We start from the raw sequence: 20,973 nt of genomic DNA on the forward strand, positions 1-20,973 counted from the left end.
GTTCGGTATCACCGTGAAGCCATGGTAGTGACCGGTCGGTCTCATTTCAAGCGTATTGTACCTGGAGCGGACCATGTCCACTGCAAGTGTTTCAAAGGAAAAGGAATGTCATGCGCCGGCGGCCCCCCGCCCGAGCGCGCGAGACCGCATCTTCAACGCCGCCCGGCAGCTTTTCTACAAGAACGGCATCCGCGCCGTGGGCGTGGAGAGCATCGCCAGCGAGGCCCAGACCACCAAGATGAGCCTCTACCGCTCGTTCTCCTGCAAGGACGAGCTGGTCACCGAATACCTGCGTGAATCCGTCCGTGAATACTGGGACTGGTTTGACGAGATCGTCGCCAGGCACCCCGGCGACCCCCGCGCCGCCCTGCAGACCCTCTTCGACAGCCAGGCCAACAAGGCCTGCACCTGCGACACCCGCGGCTGCGCCATCGGCAACGCCAGCGTGGAACTCACCGAGCCGGACCACCCCGCCCGCCAGGTCGTCACCGAGTTCAACAAAGAGAAGCTGGCCCGCATCACCGCCCTCTGCGCCCAGGCCGGCTACAAGAATCCGGATGCCTTGGCGCGAGGGCTGTTCCTGCTGATGGACGGCGCCTACATGAGCCTGCTCAGCCTGGGCTCAACCGGCCCCACGTCGGCGCTGCCGCAGGCGGCCAAAGCCATGCTGGACGCACATCCACGCGATTGAGCCGATCTCTAATTCCCCTCTCCCACCGGGAGAGGGGCTAGGGGTGAGGGACGCTGGCCAATGTGCTCAACCCCGCTGCCTCCTTCACCTGCAGTTCTGATCCTGTCGAAGGATTTCAGGGTGATTGACGCCCTGGTTGGCCTCTCCACCCCCGGTGCAAAACTCTTCCTCCAGGGTGTATAGTGTGTATACACACTGTATACACGAGGCCTCCCCCATGGCCGCCAACACCGCCCGCGGAACCACCATCAACCTGCGCGCTCCCGCCGCGCGCCGCGCCCTGATCGACCAAGCCGCCGAAGCCTTGGGCAAGAGCCGCACGGATTTCATGCTGGACGCCGCTTCCGAAAAAGCCCAACAGGTATTGCTGGACCGCACCGTGTTCGCGCTCGACGCCGAGCGCTTCGCCGAATTCACCCGCCTGCTGGAGGCCCCTCTCGCCCAACCCAAGGCAGTCAAGAAGCTGCTGCAGCGCAAGGCCCCCTGGGAGTGAGCCTGTCGGCGCCCGCGCCGCTGGATGAAAGCCACGTCCTCGACGCCTTCCGCTGTGCTGAGCCCGAACTGGAAAGCTGGCTGGAGCAGCGCGCGCGCCGCAATCACGCGGAGGGTGCGTCTCGCTGCTTCGTGGTCTGTGATGGCTCGACTGTGGTCGGCTACTACGCCCTAGCCGCCGGCGCCGTTTTGCACACCCAAGTGCCAGGCAACATCCGCCGCAACATGCCGGAGCCCATTCCCGTGGTGGCGCTAGGACGCTTGGCCGTGCATGCGGATTGGGCGGGCAGGGGTATCGGGGCTGGTTTGCTAAAAGACGCCGTCCTGCGTTCAAAGCGCCTGTCCGAGGAAGTTGGCGTGCGTGCCTTGCTATGTCACGCCATCAACGATAGTGCACGAGAGTTCTATCTGCACCATGGCTTCGTGGAATCGCCCATTGAGCCGATGACGCTCATGCTGAACCTTGCCAAGCTTGGCAAGGTGAGCGGCCGCTGAGAGGTCCGAGCACCTCTCCCCGCGTGCGGGGGGAGGGTCAGGGTGGCACCGTTCTCCTGATATCCTGTCGAAGGATCCAAAGGTGAATGGCTCAAGCCAAGGTACAGTGACGTGCGCCTTGATCACGGAGTTCTATTAGATGTGCTCCTCTAGCATGTGGAATGCGAAGCTAAATGCTTCTGCGAAGGCCACCTCACCTGAATCAGGTGGCGCTCTGGGTATTGGCTGCGTTGAGGCCTCTACTGAAGGAGCGTCGAGGAACGACCAGATCAGAGAGGAGATATTTCTTCTTGTTTAAGCCCTAGCACGGCGTACCTACGGCGTGGCCGCAGGTATGCCCAAGTCGACAAGGTACTCAAAGGTTGGGTCATAGAAAGCAGGAGATCGAGTGGCGTCCTCTGGATCCCCCGGGGGGACAAAAATCACCATTCCCTGGCGGGCGCGGGTTAGCAAGACTCTGTATGCGTTTCGTAGGTAGAGGCGGCTTTCTCGTTGATGGATGTTGCACCACTGGCTTCCACGGAAGTCGTGATGTCCCCAGCCCTCTCCGTTGAATCGGAGATCACCGTCCCAGGTAACGCAGGTCCAGTCTAGCTCCAGGCCTTGCACTTGGAACTCTGTTGCTGCGTCCTCTAGATAGTAGCTCGACCGCGTGTCGTTACTTTCATTCAGAAACCAATGGACAGGGTCGATCTCAACGCGGATGTCGATAGCATGAGGTTTGAGGCGCTGAGCCTTCGAGGAGGCAAGGAGGCCATATCGCTCAGACCCGCGGGCGCGCTTGCGTATCCATTGCTTAGCTACAGATAGATCGCGGGTTACCGCGATGGGGTAGCGCGTAATGAGTTCGGCCAGCGATTTGCGTGCCCCCTCCCGCTCGCAGTCGAGAAGGGCTTTCACGAAGCCTGAGACATTCTCCGCTCGGAAGGAGCGCATTGATACGCCCAGGTGCAGACATGCGTCGAAGTGAGTGAAAGGTCGTTGGCGGCACTGCTCCAGGGCCATGCCTGCAGCATATTCGCTGTCGTCCAGTTTGGACGATACGTACATATGCCAGCCGGGGAATTTGGAGTTGATTGCTTCGATCCATGCGTCAATTCCGGCCTCTCCGGTGTTTATTTCCTGGCCGCCACCCACCAAGCAGACGATAACCGCCCAATCTTTATGGCGATCCATACAGGAGATGAGGAACTCCGGTTCTGACTGCGAGAAGTCAGGGCGTCCCTTCTTCCTGCTCATGAAGCTAGCTGTCTGCTTGAGGTTCCATGCTCGTTGGGCTTCATCAAAGATGACGACGTGCTCGACGGGGGCCCCGGTATCGTCCAGACAGTCATCCCGAAAATGATGAACGTTCTGGATGAAGGCTTTGATGCTTTCTCTGATCACTCCCTTTCGAGCCTTGCTGTTGTCGCTTTTCTGGCGAGCGAACTCGTCTCTTGTGAGGGCTTCCCTGAGGACTGCCACGAGAGGGCCATTACCGGATAGGAAAACAGCATGAGTCGGAAGGTCTTTGTCGCGATGCTGTGTGGCGACATTAAGGCCCACCAAGGTTTTCCCGGCGCCAGGGACGCCCGTCACAAAGCAAATAATCTTGTAGTTGTTCGCCCTCGCTTCTTCCACGAGGTCGTCAATTTTTTTGGAGGTGAATTGAAGATTCTTCGCGCCCGCATCATTTCGCGCAATGTTCTCAACCGAGTGCCGGGCGTATAGGGAGCGTGCCGCTTCGATGATCGTCGGCGTCGGCAGATAGGAGCCCGAAGCCCAAGATTTGGCGTTCATGCTCTCGGCGGAAATGGCAGCGAGGGCGGCTTCCAAGGCCGCCTTGAACCCATTCGGGTGTACTGCAATGGGTCGGTAGACCGAGTCGTGATCGGCCGTCAATGCGACTGCTTTGGAAGTGGTGGCGCCCGAGGCGATGAGCATCGGGACAAGGGTTGCCCGATGACTGGTCGCGTGAAAGTTCTTTAGGTCTAAGGCGTAGTCCCAGACCTGATTGAGAGCCGTTTGGTCGAACTGGCTGGCGCCGACCTTAAATTCAACGACGAAAATAGCGGGGCCGATGAGTAGAATCACATCGACTCTTCGGCCCATGCGCGGAATGCTGAACTCAAAGTAGACATGGCCAGCGAAACCGCGCAACTCGGACTGGAGGAAGTGAATTTGGTATGACCAAGAGACCAATTGCGCGTCATCCACTCCCCGACCGCCAATGGTGAGCTGACCTACGATGATGTTCTGGGGTGTCTGCAGGAACTCAGATATAGGCGCTCCATACCAAGCACGAGATGGAGAGGTGGCTGTCAGAGGCTGGTTCGGCGAATCCATTGCTGAGATGGTCCTCACAGATTTTCTATCATTCTGGGTCAAGGAGGCTGTGGACACCACAGGGGGCCTGGTCGACTAGTTGAGTATTGGACTAAAGAAAAACGGAACTCCGTTATGACTTCCGCTCCCTCCGGCGTAACCTATTCCCATCGAGCCAGGCCTCACGCTGGAACCCCCAACGACCGAGGCCCAGCGCATACCGGGATCGATCTCACCCACCCGGCCCATGCCCTCACGGCTCCACAACTTCCCGCAGTAGAACGATTGCCGGGCTAACCCAGTAGGGCTCTGCTAGCGCATCCGCGAACGAGTCCCGGGTCCGCCTGCTGTCGGTGCTCATTAACAACACGGTATTGCTGCCCGCCGGGCCGTCTCCACCAGGGGAGCCCGCGCAGCGCGACGGGCGTGCCTGGACGAGGCGCCCGCGGAGACAACGGCTGGCCGCAAGGTCAGGGCAAAGCCACGAACAGCGTGGAGGGCCCCCAGCGCACAGGCGCTGGGGATCCTTAGCGTCGTGAGTTGGCGGTTGGAACTCCCAGAGGGTCGAGAGCGCCATCTCTCCGGAGTCGGCCCGGCGGAGCAGGTTTTTGACGGGGCAGGGGCCTTGCGCTTCCTGCCTCCCGGATTCTAGCGGGTGGCGTCAGCCGGGCCCGCGGGTCCATCCATTCCAGAGGGAACGCTCGTGGACAGATTTATTTGCCAGCCGCTCGCCGTGCCAGTTCCCGCTCGTGCTCATTGAACATCTCCGTGAGCCACGCCCTGCAGGACTCGAAGTCCGAGGGGATATCCAGCAGGGATGTGACCGGCGGATCATCGGCCCGGCGCCGGCCATACAGGATCCGCTGCTTGATCAACTCGCCGCCCGCGCCCATCGTCTCGGCGGCCTGCAGCAATTCGGGAATCCCGCGCTGGTCTCGCAGCAGCACGCGCAGGTCAAAGAAGTCCCGCGCCGCGATGCGCTCCTCTGGCAACTGCGCCTTCAACAGGAAGATGCTGTCTTCGGATGCCACGCGGATATGCCCGGAGTCCAGGTCTTTCACAGGTGCTGCGCTCACCAGTGTCGCGGCATCCAGCAGCTTGCCATCCGGATAGACTCGCTTCGTAAAGAAGTCGAGCTTCACTCCATCCACTGTCCAGCGCAGGCTGTAGAGTTCGGGGTCTGGGTCGCCGGGGCCGCGTTCCAACGCCGCCTCCATGTCCACGCGCCGGCTCACCTTCAAGCCCTGGTCTCGTAGCTGTGCCAGCATCGCGAAGATCTGGTGCTTGTCGATCGTGCCGGCTGCCAGAAAGTCCAGGTCTTCGCTTAGCCGGTGTTCCAGGCGCATCGCCAGTGCGGTGCCGCCCACCAGCACGTAGTCAGCCATCGCAGGAAAGACGCGCAGCCGCTCGAACAGACCCCGGGTCTTGTCAGGCAGCCCGCGCAAGGCCGATCTCCACGTTCGCCAACGTCCGGGCAGATTCCTTCAGGCTCCAATCCTGCAGGTCGCCGGCGCTCGCCATCGCCTGGAAGACCTTGCGCACCTTCGGCAGGCCATAGTGCAGCACCAGACGCAGCACATCCTCGAAGGAAGGCTGCGCCAGCACGCTGGCAATCAGGGTGGTTTCCGGCAGTGCTTCCGGAGCGGCGCTCCAGATGCGGTTGAAGGACAACTCCGGCGCGCCTGCGGTTGTGGCGGCCAAGGCGATGCCCGTCTTCCGTCGCCCGCCTTGCTCGCCTGGGCTCAGAGTCAGGTAGCCCTCCGCCGCCAGCTTTTTCACTTGGTCAAACACCCGCCGATACGGTCGCCCAAGCTTCGCCGCCAGGTCATAGACGCTATCCACCCGGCCGCCCTCGGCCTTGAGGCAATCGATCAGCGCCTGCTGGGTGGCGGTCAGCAATGTCATATATGACATTTTGATGCAATCTCACGGCTCTGTCTACCTGCTTTCCGGACTAAGGGGCTAGCGGTCAGCCGACGGAGCGGCCTCGGCATCTCGTAGGCAGACGTAAACGGCGGTCTCCACCTCTCCTAGCGGGGTGGGCATCGGCGGCGTCAGCCGGGCCCGCGGGTCCATCCATTCCAGGGCAGGCGCTCCAGCGCCGCCCATTCCCCGGCGGCGTGGCGCAGGAAGGCCCGCTGCCAGCTCAGGTATCCCATCAGCGCCACCACGGACCGCGTGGACGCATTCATCAGGCCAAACTGCAGCGCTTCGATCTCGGCGCGCACGCTCGGCGCGTGTATCCATCCCGCCGGGCAGTCGTCCACCAGGGCGTGGAAGTACTCCCGCGCCTGGTTGAAGTAGCGCAGCTGGAAGGAGTTGAACACGAAGGTGTCGTTGGCCCGGGCGCGCAGGCTCTCCGGCACCACGCCCTTCTGGGCCTCGCGCAGCAGCTCCTTGTAGCGGCCGTTGAAGTCGTGCACCAGCAGCGCGCTGACGTGGTCGTACACGTAGTCGATCAGCCGCAGGTCGCAGAACGGCGAGGCATCCTTGAGGCCGCGGCGCGCAAAGTGCGGCGCGGTCACGGCGCGCGTGGCGGCAAAGTAGCCCCAGTTGTCGCAGATGATGCCGTCGCCCAGCAGCTCGCGCTCGCGCTGCCGCCGCTGGTCCTCGTACTCCGCGCGCCGGTCGTTGGCCCGCAGCCAGGTCACCGGCGCGTGCAGCAGGCGGTCCTGGTTCACGTCGCAGACGTCCAGCGGGTCCCACTTCCACTTCGCCGTGTGCCGCGCCATGCGGTAGTACAGCTCTCGCGGTATCTGCGAGACCAGGCTCTGCACGGCCAGACTCACCGGGCTGCGGCTCATCAGCCGCGCCGCCGGCCGCAGCGCGTTGAGGAACGCGCCCCACTGCCGCCGCTGCAGCAGGTAGGGCAGCATGGCCGGAGACCGCAGGAAGAGCTGGTCCGCGCCAAAGCCGGTGAACACCAGCCCGCCCGGCCGCGTCATGCGCGCCACCGCCTCGGAGAACAGCTCGCCAAACCAGAAGAAGTCGCTGGGCTCGTCGCTGTAGGCCGGCTCCATCTGCGGCACCGCCGGCAGCTCGTCCGGCGGGATCACCCGCAGGTCTATCCCGTAGCGCTCCGCCACCTCCCGCGCGTAGCCCTCGCTGACGTGGTGGGAGGGCACGTTGGGCTGCGAGAACATCACCCCCTTGGCCCCGGTGGTCACCTCGCCCACCAGGCAGGCCACGAAGGACGAATCCAGCCCGCCGGAGATCTCGATGCACACGTCCGCGCCCGGCGCCGCATGCAGGTGGTCCTGCACGGACTCGCGCAGCAGCCGCAGGATCTCCGGCGCCACGTCCTCGCGGCGCTGCTGCGGGTCCAGCTGGTACTGGTAGCTGCGCGTCACCAGCGCGCGCCTGGCCACGCGGCGCCCCAGCGTCACCAGCTCACCCGGCAACACGCGCCGCACGCCCGCCAGCGGCGTGCACTCGGCGTGGAACTGCGAGCCGGGCACGATCAGCGTGTGCCGGCCAAAGTATTCCTCGTCCCACTGCGCGCCGGGCGGTCCGGCGTGGAAGGGGAACAGCCGGTTGCCGAACAGCGCCGGCTCCTCGCGGTAGTAGAGCTGGTGCTGGCCGGTCAGGCTCTTGAAGCCATGCACCGCCTCCTGCGTGACGTAGCAGGCCACGAAGTCGCCCGTCACCTCGGTGAAGGCCTCCGGCCCCCGCTCGCGCAGGCGCGCCAGCAGCGCCTGCACCGGCGCCGCCACGCGCTGCCCGTCGATGCGGAAGATCGCTCCCTCCACCAGCAACGCGCCCTGCGCGTCGGCCGCCCGCCGGGTGCCGGGGCCCGCGCGCCAGCGCGGCTCCGCACTGCCCTGCACCAGGAAGACCTCGCCGGTTTCGGCCTGACATTCCGCGCCCTGCTGCGACTGTTGAGGAAACCCCATCTGCATGTTCGTCATATCCATGAACGCCGTGTTGCTCGTCCTGTCCTTCCTCGGCACCAAGTTCCTCGGCCTGGACCGCACCGTCCGCCTGGTCTCCGGCCTCGGCCGGCGCTTCCGCCCCCTGTTCCGCGCCAAGCCGGCGGCGGACATCGCCGCCGGCGTCCAGCGCGGCCTGCGCTTCCTGCCGTTCCCCATCGAGTGCCTGGATCAGGCCATCGTCACCTGGTACCTGCTCAACCTGCGCGGCCATGCCGCCGCGCTGCGCGTGGGCATGAAGCTCTCCCCGGTCAGCGGCCACGCCTGGGTGGTCAACGGCCCCCAGGTCTTCGTGACCACGCCGGGGCTCGAGGACTTCACGGTGGTGGCGGAGTATCCGGGGTGGGTTTGATCTGAACCCTGAAGAGGCGAAGGATCTCGGATGGAGTTTCCGTTCGCCCTGAAGTCCTGAGCTTGTCGAAGGATCGAAGGGTGGGCGGAAACCGACTAACCTCGGCTGGCGGAAGTCCGCCCGTACTTCGATCCTTCGACAGGCTCAGGACTTCAGCACGAACGGACTTCTTCAAGTGCCTGGGCGAACCCGCTCAGCGTTGAGCTACTTCCTCACCTCCACCAGCTTCAACCCCGCCAACTCCCCCACCAGCTCCGCCAGGTCCTGGTGGATTTCCGCCTCCGGCGCGTTGTACTCCGCGCCGATCTGCTTCGCGGCCTGCAGCGAGTCCGCGGCAAACAGCTTGGCCAGCATCTCCGCGCCGATATCGTTGAGGCCATAGGACTCCCCCGTGCGCGTGGAAAACAGCACGGACTTGCCCTCGATGCGGGTCAGGGTCACGCCCTTGGCCAGGCTGGCCTTGAAGGCGGGTGTCTGCGGGGATGCGTTCATCGTCGTTCCTGGATGCTTGAGTCAGTGATGCAGGGCGACGCCTCAGGCGACCGCCTGTTCGGGTTCCTGGCGGAAGAGGGAATGCCCCGGCTCCAGCGCGTCCGCCTGGTGGCGCCAGAGGCTGGCGTAGAGGCCGCCGCGCTCCAGCAGTTCCCGATGCGTGCCTTGCTCGGCCAGCCGACCGCCGTCCAGTACCAGGATGCGGTCCATGCGCATCAGTGTGGAGAGGCGGTGCGCAATCGTGATCATCGTGCGGCCGCGGCCCAGCGCCTGCAGTTCCGCCTGTATGGCCTGCTCCGCCTCGCTGTCCAGCGCCGCGGTGGGCTCGTCCATGATCATGATGGGCGCGTCCTTCAGGATCGCGCGCGCCATCGCGATGCGCTGCCTCTGCCCGCCGGACAGCTTCACGCCGCGCTCGCCCACGATCGCCGCATAGCCCTCGCGCCCGTCCTCGTCGCGCAACGCACGGATGAAGCCGTCCGCCTGTGCCTGCCGCGCGGCACAAGCCACGTCCGCCGGCGGCGCGCCGGGCTGGCCGTAGCGGATGTTGTCCAGGATGGACCGGTTCATCAGCGCCACGTCCTGCGTCACCACGCCGATCGCGGCGCGCAGGCTCTCCTGCGTCACCTCGCGGATGTCCTGTCCGTCCACCAGGATGCGACCCTCGCGGGCGTCGAACAGCCGCAGCAGCAAGTACACCAGCGTGGACTTGCCCGCGCCGCTGCGCCCCACGATGCCCACCTGCTCGCCGGGCCGTATCGTCAGGTTGAAGCCGCTGAACACCTCCGGCCGTCCCTCGTAGCCGAAGCGCACGTCCTCGAAGCGGATCTCGCCGCGCGTCACCGCCAGCAGCTTCGCCTGCGGCAGGTCGGTGAGCGTACTGGGCGCGGCGATGGACTGCATGCCGTCCTTCACTCCCGCCACGTTCTCGAAGATGCCGGCGATTTCCCAGGCCACCCAGCCGGCGGTGCTCGCCATCTGCCAGCACAGCGGCAGGGCCATCGCCAGCGCGCCCGCGCCCACCAGTCCCTGCAGCCACAGATGGATGCCGATGCCCGCCGTGCCCGCCAGCAGCGCGGTGTTGAGCAGCGCCAGGCCGAAGATGAAGCTCGTGATCATGCGCATGTGCCGGCGCTGCGCCAGGTCATGCGCCTCCAGCGCCTCGCGCGCGTAGGCGTCCTCGCTGTCCTGCCGGGCGAAGAGCTTCACCATCAGGATGTTGCTGTAGCTGTCCACGATGCGGCCCATCAGCGCGGAGTAGGCCTGCGCGTTGGCGCCGGCCAGCACGCGCAGCCGCGGCACGTAGCGGCGCAGCAGCAGCCCGTAGCCCAGGAACCAGGCCAGCACCGGCAGCGCCAGCCGCCAGTCTGCCTGGCACAGCAGCAGCAGCGAGGTGCCGCCGTAGATCGCGATGTACCACACCGCGCGGATGCCGGCCTCCACGCTTTCGCGCAGCGCGCCCGGCAGGTGCATCACCCGGCTGGCGATGCGCCCCGCCTGGTCGTTCTGGAAGAAGGCCCAGGGCTTGCGGATCAGGTGCCAGTGGCTCACCCAGCGGATGCGCGAGGTCACGCGCGGCACCAGCAGGCTGTTGCGCAGCATCAGGTCCAGCAGCAGCAGCGCCGGCCGCAGCAGCAGGAACACCGCCGCCATCAGGCCCAGCGTCGGCAGCGCGGCGGTGAATGCGGCCTGGCGGTCGGTGGCGCCCACCAGCGTGACGATCCAGCCGATGAAGACCGGCACCATCGCGTCGGCGATCGCCACGCCGCTGCCGATGAGCATCAGCGCCAGGAACAGGCGCCTGTGCTCGGAGAGAAAGTATCGGTAGAGCGCGCGTAGCGACTGCGGCGGCTGCTCCCGCGGAGGCGGGGCCGTCACGTCCACCAGCTTCTCGAAGCGCTCGAACATTCTGGAATCAGGAAAGGGCGGGTCGGTTGAGGTCTTGCCCGCCGTGTTGTCCGGCCATGGGGGAGACGCCAGGCCGTGTCATGCAGTCAAGGACTGCCCCGGGGTTGCCGGGGCAGTCCCTTGCTGCTTCTTACTTGAAGAAGCCGGCGTACTGCTTGCCGTCGGAGCTCGGGCCCGTCGAGTTGGACTTGATCAGGGCCAGGGTGCCGAGCTTCACCAGAACGGGCTTCACGTAGGTCTTCATAGATACTCCACTTGGGTTGGAACAACACAGGATCGGTACCGGCTTAGGCCGATACCCGAGGGCCGATGGATCTTTTGGGGAGCCCACCCGCCTTCAGACGGAATGACGCGGAACAGTCCCGCGCCAGAAAATCTGTTCAAGCCCCTCTCCCTCCGGGAGAGGGGTTGGGGGTGAGGGACGCGCGTCCGGGAACCGGCCGCGCCGCCATCCTCATCCCCGCCACCCGCTTCACGCCGCCTCCAGGCAAGGCTGGAAATACACCCGCGCCTTCTTGCGGCACTGCGAGACGTACTCGCGCGTCGCGCCCACGCTGCGTCCGAGGGCGACCGCGATGTCGCTCATGCTCATGTCGCCGCGGCTGGCCCAGGCGAGCCCGCGGGCCCGGTCGGGGAAGTCGCGGCGGAAGGCCGCGAACTGCCGGCTCACCAGGGCCCGGTGCTGCTGGCTCTCCAGCTCCTCCTCGGGCCCCGCCGCGCCGCAGGCCACCGTCTCGCGCAGCGACAGGCCGCTGTCGTCGGCCTCGTCCAGCGAAGCCATCTGGCTGTCCCTGCGCCGCCGCGCGTCGATCATCACGTTGCGGGCAATCGCCCACATCCAGCCGGCAAAGGCCGCATCCGCTTCCAGCGAGCCCACGCCGCGCATCACGCGCAGGAAGGTGTCCTGCACCCAATCGTCCGCCATCGCCCGATCCGCGCCCTGGCTCTGGTACCAGGCCGCCAGCCGCGGGGCGGCGCTGCGGTACAACAGGGCCAGCGCTTCGCGCTGCCGCTCGCCATTCGCCTTCAGGTCCGCGAGCAATGCCGCGGTGGCTGTCGCCGGAAGGCTGCGGGTTTCTGCTCTGCGGGCGTCCATGATTGAAGCGAAGCACTCACGAAATGCGGCGGAATTCGCGCGTCCGGATACAGCACTTGTCCTGGAGTCGAGTATTCGTTTTCCATCCCGCCACGCGAAACCCCTCCGTGGGGGGGATGCCCTGCGCGCGGTGACGGCTTGCCGTCGCCGGAGCGCATTCGCCGCAGGACGAAGCCTCCTCTTTCAACGACAGTTCCTTGACTCCGCGGGCAGAGGCGGTTCGAGCTTGGCCCCTGCAGGCGTTGCGCCTGCATCCCGCGTTTCAGGGGGCTGTCTCTTTGCGCACAGGGCTTTGTGCCCGGCCTCACTCCGCGCGCGGTCAGCCCCCATCCGCCGCAGGAAATGAAAAACCCCGCCGGATCACTCCGGCGGGGTTTGCGGTATCGCGGGCTACGCTCAGCCCGCCTTGAACTTCTGGCGCCAGCTGTGCAGCAGCGGCTCGGTGTAGCCGCTCGGCTGCTCCTTGCCCTTGAACACCAGGTCCAGCGCGGCCTGGAAGGCGCAGCCGTTGGGGTTGGAGACCATCGGCAGGTACAGGCGGTCGGCGGCGTTCTGCTTGTCCACCACCGCGGCCATGCGCGTGAAGGTCTCGCGCACCTGCGCCTCGGTCACCACGCCGTGGTGCAGCCAGTTGGCCACGTGCTGGCTGGAGATGCGCAGCGTCGCGCGGTCTTCCATCAGGCCCACGTTGTGGATGTCCGGCACCTTGGAGCAGCCCACGCCCTGGTCCACCCAGCGCACCACGTAGCCGAGGATGCCCTGGATGTTGTTGTCCAGCTCCTGCTGCTTCTCGGCCTCGGACCAGTTGGCCTGCTCCACCGCGGGGATGGTCAGCAGCTTGTCCATCAGCGAGCCGGCGTCCTCGCCGGACTTCTCGATCTCGGCCTGCACGGCGGGCACGCTGACCTGGTGGTAGTGCAGCGCGTGCAGCGTCGCCGCGGTCGGCGAGGGAACCCAGGCGGTGTTGGCGCCGGCCTTCGGGTGGGCGATCTTCTGTTCCATCATCGCGGCCATCAGGTCCGGCATGGCCCACATGCCCTTGCCGATCTGCGCGCGGCCCTTGAGGCCGCACTGCAGGCCGATCAGCACGTTGCGGCGCTCGTAGGCGGCGATCCAGGCGCTGCCCTTGATGTCGCCCTTGCGCATCATCGGGCCGGCCAGCATCGCGGTGTGCATCTCGTCGCCGGTGCGGTCGAGGAAGCCGGTGTTGATGAAGGCCACGCGGCTGCTGGCGGCCGCGATGCAGGCGGTGAGGTTCACCGAGGTGCGGCGCTCCTCGTCCATGATGCCCAGCTTCACGGTGCTGTCCGGCAGGCCCAGCAGCTGCTCCACGCGGCTGAACAGCTCGGCGGCGAAGGCGACCTCGGCCGGGCCGTGCATCTTCGGCTTCACGATGTACACGCTGCCGCTGCGCGAGTTGACGATGCCGTTCTGGCCGTGGCGCTGCAGGTCGTGCAGGGCGATGGTGGTGGTGACCACCGCATCCATGATGCCCTCGGGGATCTCCTTGCCCTCGGCGCCCCAGAGGATCGCCGGGTTGGTCATCAGGTGGCCCACGTTGCGCACGAACATCAGCGAGCGGCCGTGCAGCTTCACGCTGCCGCCGTTGGCGCCGGTGTAGACGCGGTCGCCGTTCAGCGTGCGGGTGAAGGTCTTGCTGCCCTTGGCCACTTCCTCGGCCAGCGTGCCAAGCTGGATGCCCAGCCAGTTGCTGTAGCCCAGCACCTTGTCCTCGGCATCCACCGCGGCCACGGAGTCCTCGAGGTCGAGGATCGTCGACAGCGCGGACTCCAGGATCACGTCGGCCACCCCGGCGGCGTCGGTCTTGCCGATCGGCGTCGCGCGGTCGATCTGGATGTCGATGTGCAGGCCGTTGTTGATCAGCAGCACGCTCGACGGCGCGGCGGCGTCACCCTGGAAGCCGACGAACTGCGCCGGGTTCTTCAGGCCCGCGGCCTTGCCGCCGGCCAGGGCCACCACCAGCTTGCCGCCTTCCACGCGGTAGGCGCTGGCGTCCTTGTGCGAGCCGCCGTCCAGCGGCGCGGACTGGTCCAGGAAGTTGCGGGCGAAGGCGATCACCTTGTTGCCGCGGATCTCGTTGTAGCCCGGGCCCTTCACGGCGCCGTCGGTTTCCGGGATCGCGTCGGTGCCGTAGAGCGCGTCATACAGCGAGCCCCAGCGCGCGTTGGCGGCGTTCAGCGCGTAGCGGGCGTTCAGGATCGGCACCACCAGCTGCGGGCCGGCCTGCGTCGCCAGCTCCGCGTCCACGTTGGCGGTGGTGGTCTGCACGCTGGCCGGCACCGGCACCAGGTAGCCGATCTTCTCCAGGTGCGCGCGGTAGGCGGCCATGTCCTTGATCGGGCCCGGGTTGGCGCTGTGCCAGCGGTCCATCTCGGCCTGGATGCGGTCGCGCTCGGCCAGCAGCGCCGCATTCTTCGGCGCCAGGTCGTTGACGATGCGGTCGAAGCCGGCCCAGAACTGGGCGCTGTCGACGCCGGTGCCGGGCAGCACCTTGTCCTCGACGAAACGGTACAGCTCGGTGGCCACTTGCAGGCTATGGACGGTGGTGCGTGCGGTCATGGGAGATCCCGGCAGGTTTGAGGGGAAACGGCAGGGCCGTTTTTGGCGGACGCCAGTGTATTCGATACCAAACTGCCGATTAATTGCCTGTTTACTTAATGATTAGTGACTTTTTTGCAATAATCGGCCCATGGATCGCTTCCGCCAGATCGAGACCTTCGTCGCCGTGGCCAACAAGGGCAGCCTCACGGCGGCGGCCGCCGCCGAGGGCATCGCCCCGGCCGTGATCGGCCGCCGCATCGACGCCCTGGAGGAGCGGCTGGGCGTGCGCCTGCTGGTGCGCACCACCCGGCGCATCAGCCTCACCAACGAGGGCAGCGCCTTCCTGGAAGACGCCCAGCGGGTGCTGGCGGACCTGGCCAACGCCGAGGCCGGCGTCAGCGCCGGCGGCGCCCAGGCCAGCGGCCACTTGCGCATCACCGCGCCGGCCGGTTTCGGCCGCCGCCACGTGGCCCCGCTGGTGCCGCGCTTCGTGGACCTGCACCCGGAGGTGTCGCTGTCGCTGAACCTGTCGGACCGCCTGGTGGACCTGGTCAACGAGGGCTTCGACTGCGCCGTGCGCGTCGGCGACCTGCCGGACTCCTCGCTGATCAGCGTGCGCCTGGCCGAGAACCGCCGCCTCTGCGTCGCCAGCCCCGCGTACCTCGCGCGCCGCGGCCGGCCCCAGCAGCCCGAGGACATCATTCGCCACGACTGCCTGACGCTCAGCTCCGAGGCCAGCCAGACCCGCGGCTGGATCTTCCGCCTCGACGACCGCACGACGCACCTGCGCCCCTCGTCCCGGCTGGACTGCTCCGACGGCCAGGTGCTGCACGCCTGGTGCCTGGAAGGCCTGGGCCTGGCCTGGCGCTCCTGGTGGGAAGTGGAAGCCGACCTGCGCGCCGGCCGCCTGGTCAGCGTGCTCGACGACTATGCCGCGCCGCCCAACGGCATCTATGCCGTCTTCGCCCAGCGCAAGCACCTGCCGCTGCGCCTGCGCCTGTGGATCGACTTCCTCAAGGCGGCCTACGGCGATCCCGGCTACTGGCAGCCGCCGCCGTCGCCTCGCGATGGAGCCTGATCCCCGCCGCAGCTGAGTTGGCCGGTGGCGGGGGGCGGCACGGGAGCGCCGCTCAGGAGATGCCGCTGCGTCCTGCCGGACGGGTTCCGACCGCGAGCGTCATCACGTCGATGTCGCGCCGCAGCGTCGCGCCCGCGCTGCTCCAGAAGCCCCGTGCCGCGAGATTCCGCACCCGGATATAGGCGTTGCAGCGCGTGATCCCCTCCGCCGCCAGGGCCTGCAGGGCGGCTTCCAGCAGGGCCGTGGCGCATCGCGTCCGGCGCTGCTCGGACCGCACGGCCAGGTGATACAGCTGCGCCCGGCGTCCGTCGTGGCCGCAGAGGATGCTGCCCACCATCGCGCCCTGGTCCATGGCCACGAAGCTCAGGCCCGGGTTGCGCGCCAGGAATCGCGTGAGCGCCTCCGGGCTGTCGGATTCCTCGCGCAGAACGACTCCCTCCGTGTCGCACCACAGTTCCAGGCAAGCCGGGAGGTCCTGCGGGGTCATGGGGCGGATCAGGTAGGTCATGGGGAGGGCCGGGCAGGGGGGGAGGTGCATGGCAGGCGCCTTGCATGTATATTATATGTTAATGTCATACACATGCGAACTGCCTGGGGCTGACCGATGATCGCGGTGGTCGAAGCGGCGCGGGCCGGGCTGTTCAAGCGCGAGCACTGGGGTCGCAATGTCGTCGCCGGCGTCGTGGTCGGCGTGGTCGCCCTGCCCCTGGCCATGGCCTTCGCGATCGCCTCGGGCGTCAAGCCCGAGCAGGGCATCTACACCGCGATCATCGGCGGCCTGGTGGTCTCGCTGTTCGGCGGCAGCCGCATCCAGATCGCCGGCCCCACCGGCGCCTTCATCGTGATCCTGGCCGGGGTGACGGCCCAGCACGGCATCGACGGCCTGCTGCTGGCGACCGCCATGGCCGGGGTGATCCTCATCCTGCTGGGAGCCGCCAGGTTCGGCGGGGTCCTGCGCTTCATTCCCGATCCGGTGATCGTGGGGTTCACGGCGGGAATCGCCGTCATCATCTGGGTCGGGCAGTGGAAGGATTTCTTCGGCCTGCCCGCGCCCGCCGGTACGCACTTCCACGAGAAGCTGCTGCAGTTGCTGGGGTCGCTCCCGGGGCTGCACCTGGCCACCACGGGGCTGGCGCTGCTGAGCCTGGCGCTGGCGGTCTACGGCCCGCGCATTCCCGGCCTGGCGCGCGTGCCCGGCCCGCTGGTCGCCATGGTGGCCGCGACCGCGATCCAGGCCGCCGTGGGCTTCGACGGCGTGGCGACCATCGCCAGCACCTTCGGCGGCATTCCGCGGGGCCTGCCGCCACTGAGCCTTCCGGCGGTCAGCTTCGAGCGCCTGATCACGCTGGTGCCGGCCGCGTTCACCATCGCCATGCTCGGCGCCATCGAGTCGCTGCTGTCCGCCGTGGTGGCCGACGGCATGGCCGGCACCCGGCACGACTCGAACCAGGAACTGATCGGGCAGGGCGTGGCGAACCTGGTGCTGCCGCTGTTCGGCGGGTTCGCGGCGACCGGCGCCATTGCCCGTACCGCCACCAACTTCCGCAACGGCGCCAACAGCCCGCTGGCGGGCGTGGTGCATGCGCTGACGCTGGTGCTGATCCTGCTGCTGCTGGCGCCCCTGGCGGCGCAGGTGCCGCTCTGCGCCCTGGCGGCGATCCTGTTCATGGTGTCCTGGAACATGAGCGAGGCGCGGCATTTCCTGCAGATGGTGAAGACGGCTCCGCGCACCGACGTCTTCATCCTGCTGATCACCTTCCTGCTCACGGTGTTCGCGGACCTGGTGGTGGCGGTCAACGTCGGCGTGATCCTGGCGATGCTGCTGTTCCTGCGCCGCATGTCGACGGCCGTGGAGGTGCTGCGCATCGACGAGGGCGCGCTGCAGGCGGAGCTCCAGGGCAACGGCCGCTCGAAGCTGCCGCCCGACGTGCTGGTGTACTCCATCGACGGCCCCTTCTTCTTCGGCGCGGTCGAGAACCTGGAGCAGGCACTCGCCCAGACCCACACCGATCCCCGTTGCATCGTCATCCGCCTGAACCGGGTCCCCTTCGTGGACATCACCGGCATCCAGGCCCTGGAAGAAGCGACCCAGAACCTGCAGCGCCGCGGCGTCCGGGTCCTGCTGTGCGACGCCCGGCCGAACGTCCTGCGACGGCTGGTGCGGGCGGGCCTGGTGCGCAAGAGCGACGACCCGCCCCGCTACTACCGGGACTTCCACGAGGCGCTGGGCGCCTGCGACGGACACGCCGCGGCTGCAGGCGATCAAGCGCTGCCCGGCACCGGGCGCTAGGCATCACTTTTCCGTTTTCAAACTCAGGAACTACTGGAGACCATCCATGAGCGCAGCATTGCCGATTCCGGATGCAGGGATTTTCGAGGGGCTCCAGGCGGCTCGCCTGGTGGAACTGGCCTTGCAGCGGGGCGAGGGCAGCCTGACGGATACCGGCGCCCTGTCGGTGGCCACCGGCAAGCGCACGGGACGCTCGCCCAAGGATCGCTACATCGTGTGCGACGCGATCACCGAGGGGACCGTGGACTGGGGCGCGGTGAACCAGGCCTTCGACCCGGCGCGCTTCGAAAAGCTGTGGTCCCTGGCCCAGTCCTGGCTGCTGTCGAGGGAGCGCTTCTCCTCGCATCTCCATGTCGGTGCCCACGGCGAGCACTACCTGCCGGTCCATGTCGAGACGGAAACGGCCTGGCATGCGCTGTTCGCGCACAACATGTTCATCCGTCCCGGAGCCTACAACCCCAAGGGCAAGGCCGAGTGGCGCGTGCTGAACGTGCCGGGCTTCCCCTGCGACCCGGCCCGGGACGGCACGAACTCCGAGGCGGCGGCGATCATCGATATCGGAAACCGCCGCGTCCTGCTCGCGGGCCTGCGCTATGCCGGCGAGATGAAGAAGGCCCTGTTCTCGGTGCAGAACTATCTGCTTCCCGAAAGCGGCGTCCTGCCGATGCATTGCTCGGCCAACGTCGGGGAAGACGGCGACACCTGCCTGTTCTTCGGCCTGTCGGGCACCGGCAAGACCACCCTGTCGGCGGATCCGACCCGTTACCTGATCGGCGACGACGAGCATGCCTGGGCCCCGGGCGCGGTGTTCAACATCGAGGGCGGCTGCTACGCCAAGACCATCAACCTGTCGAGGAAGAACGAGCCGGTCATCTGGGACGCCATCCGCTTCGGCGCCATCGTCGAGAATGTCCTGGTGTCTCCCGACAGCCGGCAGGCGGACTACGACGACACCTCGCTGTCGGAGAACGGCCGCTGCTCCTATCCGCTGGAGCACGTGCAGAAGCGGGTGCCGCAGAACGCGGCCGGTGAACCCAAGGTGGTGGTCTTCCTCACCTGCGATGTCTCCGGCGTGCTGCCGCCGGTGGCGCTGCTGTCCAAGGAGGCCGCGGCCTTCCACTTCCTCAGCGGCTACACGGCGCGGGTGGGGTCCACCGAGGTCGGGGCGGCTGCCGGCATCCAGCCGACATTCTCCACCTGCTTCGGCGCGCCCTTCATGCCCAGGCCGGCCAGCGAGTACGCGGAACTCCTGATGCAGCGCATCGAAGGCTTCAATTCCCGCGTCTATCTGGTCAACACCGGCTGGACCGGCGGCAGCGGCGGTCCCGGAGGCGAGGGCAAGCGCTTCCCGATCCCGGTGACCCGCGCCATCGTCGCCGCCTGCCAGAGCGGCGTGCTGCTGGAGGGCGAGACGGAGCACCTGGACATCCTCAACCTCGACATCCCCAAGGCGGTGCCGGGCGTGGACGCAAAATTCCTCAATCCCCGCAGCGCCTGGAGCAACGCGGAAGCCTATGACGCCGCGGCGCGGCAACTGGCGAAGATGTTCCAGGACAACATCCGCAAGTTCAAGGCGGCAGAGAAGATCGTCGCCGCCGGCCCCCGGGCATGAGCGGAGGCGGCAGCCCGGCCGCGGCCTGCGAGCCGCGCCGGGTCGGCTGGTCTGCGCTCAGGAAGCCGGCCGGCGGGGCAAGGAGAGCGGCGGCCGAGGACCATTGGTTCGAAGTGCCGGGGGAGCTCGTCTCCCAGTACGGCGTCCTCTGGCTGCGCGCCGCGCCGGGAGCAGACCTCTCGGAACTGCTGGAATCCCTGCGCCAGGGGACCTACCGGCGGCCGTTCGTGCTGGACGACGGCGTGACCCGCCGGCTGCACTTCGACTTCAATTCCATCCAGAGCGAAATGACGATCGGCGATCCGCTCGAACTGAATTTCGCCTATACGCGGCGGATGATGGCGTTCCTGCTGTTCCATCCCCGGCCGGAGCACGTCGTCGTGGTGGGCCTGGGCGGCGGATCGATGACGCGGTTCTGCCATCGACAATTGCCGGAGACGCGCGTCACCACCGTCGAGATCGACGAAGACGTCATCGCCATGTCGGACTTCTTTGGCTTTCCCGGCGGCGATGGCCGCTCGCAGCTGGTCCATGCCGATGCGGCGGAGTACTTCGCGACGACGGATGACATGGCCGACGTCGTGCTGATCGACGGCTGCGACCGCTGGGGGACGGCGACCACCTTCTGCGATGCGGATTTCTACGTGAAGCTGCGCGCCCGGCTGCGGCCCGGCGGGCTGATGGTGCTGAACCTGATCGGGCGTGATCACCGCAAGACCGCCGCGGTCGCGGGCGTCACCCGGGCCTTCGGCGGGCGGCACATCGCGATGAGCGTTCCGGAAGGCGGCAACCACCTGCTGTTTGCCTTCAACGAGGGCTGTGTTGCCCCGGACTGGCAGGCGCTGAGGCAGCAGGCCGAGACGCTGGAGGACGCCCACCGGCTCAACTTCCCCGCTTTTGCGCGGCGGCTGCAGCGCAACTGCAGCATCGAGGGATGGCGGTGAACCCGGGATGCAGGCCCGCGGGCCGGCCGGGCAGGGGCGCGAACTACCGGTCGGCCGCCGCCTGCGGGCCGTACGTCACGCCGTGCTTGGCGAGGTACTCGCGGATCATCTGGCGAACGACCTGGGACGGAGTGAGGTCCTGCCGGGCGCAGAGCTCCTCGAACGCCTTCTTCTTGTCCGGGTCGATCAGCAGCGTCAGGCGGGCGGTCTTTGATTCCATTGGGAAATAGTAGCATGCAATGCGAATCAGATGATAACGAACGCCTGGCACCCCGACCGGCGCAGACGCCCAGGGCGTCCTGCCGCCGTCCTCCCGCTCTTTTCCGCGCCCTCGCGCGAATCCGTGTTCCTCTGGAGAGGAGTCCATGAACCATTCCGGCAAGCCTGCCGACAAGCCGATGAACGCATTCCAGGCGGCGCTCTACATCGTGACCATCGCCCTGGGGATCAGCAACGGAGAAAAGCGCAATCGCAAACTGGCCTCGGTAGGGGCGGGTACCTTGCTGCTGGCGTTCCTTCTGTTGGCCCTGGTGCTGTATGGGGCGATGCGACTCTTCGTCTATCTGGTGCAGCGACAGCTTGTGTCATGACGGCCGGTAGCCCGCCACGGGAATCTCGCGGTGAGCACGCATGCGCATCCGGCGCTTCCGATGAGGCATCGCGAAAGTGAAGCGCCCGCCCATGGGGGATCGGGAGAAGAGTGCTCCGGGCTTATCAACAGATCGCCC

The 20,973-nt window shown here is 66.8% G+C and carries 19 protein-coding genes; 9 read left to right on the top strand and 10 right to left on the bottom strand.

Annotated elements, in window-relative coordinates:
• The first annotated feature begins 73 nt into the window (after positions 1-73).
• The 3 genes from C3942_RS20815 (at position 74) to C3942_RS20825 (ending at position 1,678) form a co-directional block, all read left to right on the top strand.
• On the top strand, positions 74-691 hold the full coding sequence (locus C3942_RS20815; protein ID WP_104232296.1) for a TetR/AcrR family transcriptional regulator: 618 nt from the start codon (positions 74-76) through the stop codon (positions 689-691).
• A 217-nt stretch (positions 692-908) separates the two neighbouring features.
• A complete protein-coding gene (locus C3942_RS20820) occupies positions 909-1,184 on the top strand; it encodes a type II toxin-antitoxin system TacA family antitoxin (RefSeq protein ID WP_104232297.1) in 276 nt (91 codons plus the stop codon).
• Positions 1,181-1,678 carry a GNAT family N-acetyltransferase gene (locus tag C3942_RS20825; protein WP_243393697.1) on the top strand — a complete coding sequence of 166 codons (498 nt, stop codon included), beginning with the start codon at positions 1,181-1,183 and terminating at the stop codon, positions 1,676-1,678. The genes C3942_RS20820 and C3942_RS20825 overlap by 4 nt, the downstream gene beginning before the upstream one ends.
• A gap of 315 nt (positions 1,679-1,993) precedes the next feature.
• Here the strand turns inward: C3942_RS20825 and C3942_RS20830 are convergent, their stop codons facing one another.
• The 4 genes from C3942_RS20830 to C3942_RS20845 all read right to left on the bottom strand — a co-directional run bounded on the left by C3942_RS20830 (position 1,994) and on the right by C3942_RS20845 (position 7,881).
• The gene (locus tag C3942_RS20830; protein WP_104232299.1) at positions 1,994-4,003 is read right to left on the bottom strand and encodes a DUF2075 domain-containing protein; all 2,010 of its coding nucleotides are present in this window, start codon (positions 4,001-4,003) and stop codon (positions 1,994-1,996) included.
• A 692-nt stretch (positions 4,004-4,695) separates the two neighbouring features.
• Positions 4,696-5,427 carry a nucleotidyl transferase AbiEii/AbiGii toxin family protein gene (locus tag C3942_RS20835; RefSeq protein ID WP_104232300.1) on the bottom strand — a complete coding sequence of 244 codons (732 nt, stop codon included), beginning with the start codon at positions 5,425-5,427 and terminating at the stop codon, positions 4,696-4,698.
• The gene (locus tag C3942_RS20840) at positions 5,411-5,887 is read right to left on the bottom strand and encodes a LexA family transcriptional regulator (protein WP_133164387.1); all 477 of its coding nucleotides are present in this window, start codon (positions 5,885-5,887) and stop codon (positions 5,411-5,413) included. Before C3942_RS20840 ends, C3942_RS20835 begins: the two co-directional genes overlap by 17 nt.
• A 149-nt stretch (positions 5,888-6,036) precedes the next feature.
• Positions 6,037-7,881 carry an asparagine synthase-related protein gene (locus C3942_RS20845; RefSeq protein ID WP_104232302.1) on the bottom strand — a complete coding sequence of 615 codons (1,845 nt, stop codon included), beginning with the start codon at positions 7,879-7,881 and terminating at the stop codon, positions 6,037-6,039.
• Here C3942_RS20845 and C3942_RS20850 point away from each other — a divergent pair.
• On the top strand, positions 7,880-8,263 hold the full coding sequence (locus tag C3942_RS20850; protein WP_104232303.1) for a lasso peptide biosynthesis B2 protein: 384 nt from the start codon (positions 7,880-7,882) through the stop codon (positions 8,261-8,263). The two genes, C3942_RS20845 and C3942_RS20850, sit on opposite strands and share 2 nt — an antisense overlap.
• 204 nt (positions 8,264-8,467) lie before the next feature.
• Here the strand turns inward: C3942_RS20850 and C3942_RS20855 are convergent, their stop codons facing one another.
• The 4 genes from C3942_RS20855 to C3942_RS20870 all read right to left on the bottom strand — a co-directional run bounded on the left by C3942_RS20855 (position 8,468) and on the right by C3942_RS20870 (position 14,339).
• Complete coding sequence (locus C3942_RS20855; RefSeq protein ID WP_104232304.1) at positions 8,468-8,755, bottom strand: PqqD family peptide modification chaperone; 288 nt, start codon at positions 8,753-8,755, stop codon at positions 8,468-8,470.
• Positions 8,756-8,797: 42 nt separating this feature from the next.
• Positions 8,798-10,663: an ABC transporter ATP-binding protein gene (locus C3942_RS20860; protein WP_104232305.1), complete on the bottom strand. Its 1,866-nt coding sequence runs from the start codon at positions 10,661-10,663 to the stop codon at positions 8,798-8,800.
• Positions 10,664-11,135: 472 nt separating this feature from the next.
• On the bottom strand, positions 11,136-11,759 hold the full coding sequence (locus C3942_RS20865) for an RNA polymerase sigma factor (protein ID WP_104232306.1): 624 nt from the start codon (positions 11,757-11,759) through the stop codon (positions 11,136-11,138).
• A gap of 396 nt (positions 11,760-12,155) precedes the next feature.
• The gene (locus C3942_RS20870) at positions 12,156-14,339 is read right to left on the bottom strand and encodes a malate synthase G (protein WP_104232307.1); all 2,184 of its coding nucleotides are present in this window, start codon (positions 14,337-14,339) and stop codon (positions 12,156-12,158) included.
• 130 nt (positions 14,340-14,469) lie between these two features.
• Between C3942_RS20870 and C3942_RS20875 the strand changes: the two genes are divergently transcribed.
• Entirely contained in the window at positions 14,470-15,399 is a 930-nt protein-coding gene (locus C3942_RS20875) for a LysR family transcriptional regulator (protein ID WP_104232308.1), read from the top strand.
• A gap of 52 nt (positions 15,400-15,451) precedes the next feature.
• Here C3942_RS20875 and C3942_RS20880 read toward each other — a convergent pair whose 3' ends face one another.
• A complete protein-coding gene (locus tag C3942_RS20880) occupies positions 15,452-15,907 on the bottom strand; it encodes a GNAT family N-acetyltransferase (RefSeq protein ID WP_165797564.1) in 456 nt (151 codons plus the stop codon).
• Positions 15,908-16,003: 96 nt separating this feature from the next.
• Here C3942_RS20880 and C3942_RS20885 point away from each other — a divergent pair, with 96 nt between their 5' ends.
• Genes C3942_RS20885 through C3942_RS20895 form a run of 3 tightly spaced genes read left to right on the top strand, consistent with a single transcriptional unit; the run spans position 16,004 to position 20,245 of the window.
• Positions 16,004-17,689 (top strand): SulP family inorganic anion transporter, encoded by a 1,686-nt coding sequence (locus tag C3942_RS20885; protein WP_104232310.1) that lies wholly within the window; start codon positions 16,004-16,006, stop codon positions 17,687-17,689.
• 46 nt (positions 17,690-17,735) lie between these two features.
• On the top strand, positions 17,736-19,301 hold the full coding sequence (locus C3942_RS20890; protein ID WP_104232311.1) for a phosphoenolpyruvate carboxykinase: 1,566 nt from the start codon (positions 17,736-17,738) through the stop codon (positions 19,299-19,301).
• Positions 19,298-20,245 (top strand): spermine/spermidine synthase domain-containing protein, encoded by a 948-nt coding sequence (locus tag C3942_RS20895; RefSeq protein ID WP_104232312.1) that lies wholly within the window; start codon positions 19,298-19,300, stop codon positions 20,243-20,245. The genes C3942_RS20890 and C3942_RS20895 overlap by 4 nt, the downstream gene beginning before the upstream one ends.
• Positions 20,246-20,288: 43 nt before the next feature.
• Here C3942_RS20895 and C3942_RS20900 read toward each other — a convergent pair whose 3' ends face one another.
• On the bottom strand, positions 20,289-20,465 hold the full coding sequence (locus C3942_RS20900; RefSeq protein WP_104232313.1) for a ribbon-helix-helix protein, CopG family: 177 nt from the start codon (positions 20,463-20,465) through the stop codon (positions 20,289-20,291).
• Positions 20,466-20,610: 145 nt separating this feature from the next.
• Here C3942_RS20900 and C3942_RS20905 point away from each other — a divergent pair, with 145 nt between their 5' ends.
• Positions 20,611-20,835 (top strand): hypothetical protein, encoded by a 225-nt coding sequence (locus C3942_RS20905; RefSeq protein ID WP_104232314.1) that lies wholly within the window; start codon positions 20,611-20,613, stop codon positions 20,833-20,835.
• Positions 20,836-20,973: the final 138 nt, after the last annotated feature.

It is taken from the genome of Solimonas fluminis, from assembly GCF_002930645.1.
Taxonomy (GTDB): Bacteria; Pseudomonadota; Gammaproteobacteria; order Nevskiales; family Nevskiaceae; genus Solimonas_A; species Solimonas_A fluminis.

Excerpts from the sequence above, each read along its gene's own strand:
- C3942_RS20815 (WP_104232296.1), top strand. The coding sequence starts at position 74 with ATGTCCACTGCAAGTGTTTCAAAGGAAAAGGAATGTCATGCGCCGGCG.
- C3942_RS20820 (WP_104232297.1), top strand. The coding sequence starts at position 909 with ATGGCCGCCAACACCGCCCGCGGAACCACCATCAACCTGCGCGCTCCC.
- C3942_RS20830 (WP_104232299.1), bottom strand. The coding sequence starts at position 4,003 with ATGGATTCGCCGAACCAGCCTCTGACAGCCACCTCTCCATCTCGTGCT.
- C3942_RS20840 (WP_133164387.1), bottom strand. The coding sequence starts at position 5,887 with ATGACATTGCTGACCGCCACCCAGCAGGCGCTGATCGATTGCCTCAAG.
- C3942_RS20850 (WP_104232303.1), top strand. The coding sequence starts at position 7,880 with ATGTTCGTCATATCCATGAACGCCGTGTTGCTCGTCCTGTCCTTCCTC.
- C3942_RS20845 (WP_104232302.1), bottom strand. The coding sequence starts at position 7,881 with ATGCAGATGGGGTTTCCTCAACAGTCGCAGCAGGGCGCGGAATGTCAG.
- C3942_RS20855 (WP_104232304.1), bottom strand. The coding sequence starts at position 8,755 with ATGAACGCATCCCCGCAGACACCCGCCTTCAAGGCCAGCCTGGCCAAG.
- C3942_RS20860 (WP_104232305.1), bottom strand. The coding sequence starts at position 10,663 with ATGTTCGAGCGCTTCGAGAAGCTGGTGGACGTGACGGCCCCGCCTCCG.
- C3942_RS20865 (WP_104232306.1), bottom strand. The coding sequence starts at position 11,759 with ATGGACGCCCGCAGAGCAGAAACCCGCAGCCTTCCGGCGACAGCCACC.
- C3942_RS20870 (WP_104232307.1), bottom strand. The coding sequence starts at position 14,339 with ATGACCGCACGCACCACCGTCCATAGCCTGCAAGTGGCCACCGAGCTG.
- C3942_RS20875 (WP_104232308.1), top strand. The coding sequence starts at position 14,470 with ATGGATCGCTTCCGCCAGATCGAGACCTTCGTCGCCGTGGCCAACAAG.
- C3942_RS20880 (WP_165797564.1), bottom strand. The coding sequence starts at position 15,907 with ATGACCTACCTGATCCGCCCCATGACCCCGCAGGACCTCCCGGCTTGC.
- C3942_RS20885 (WP_104232310.1), top strand. The coding sequence starts at position 16,004 with ATGATCGCGGTGGTCGAAGCGGCGCGGGCCGGGCTGTTCAAGCGCGAG.
- C3942_RS20890 (WP_104232311.1), top strand. The coding sequence starts at position 17,736 with ATGAGCGCAGCATTGCCGATTCCGGATGCAGGGATTTTCGAGGGGCTC.
- C3942_RS20895 (WP_104232312.1), top strand. The coding sequence starts at position 19,298 with ATGAGCGGAGGCGGCAGCCCGGCCGCGGCCTGCGAGCCGCGCCGGGTC.
- C3942_RS20900 (WP_104232313.1), bottom strand. The coding sequence starts at position 20,465 with ATGGAATCAAAGACCGCCCGCCTGACGCTGCTGATCGACCCGGACAAG.
- C3942_RS20905 (WP_104232314.1), top strand. The coding sequence starts at position 20,611 with ATGAACCATTCCGGCAAGCCTGCCGACAAGCCGATGAACGCATTCCAG.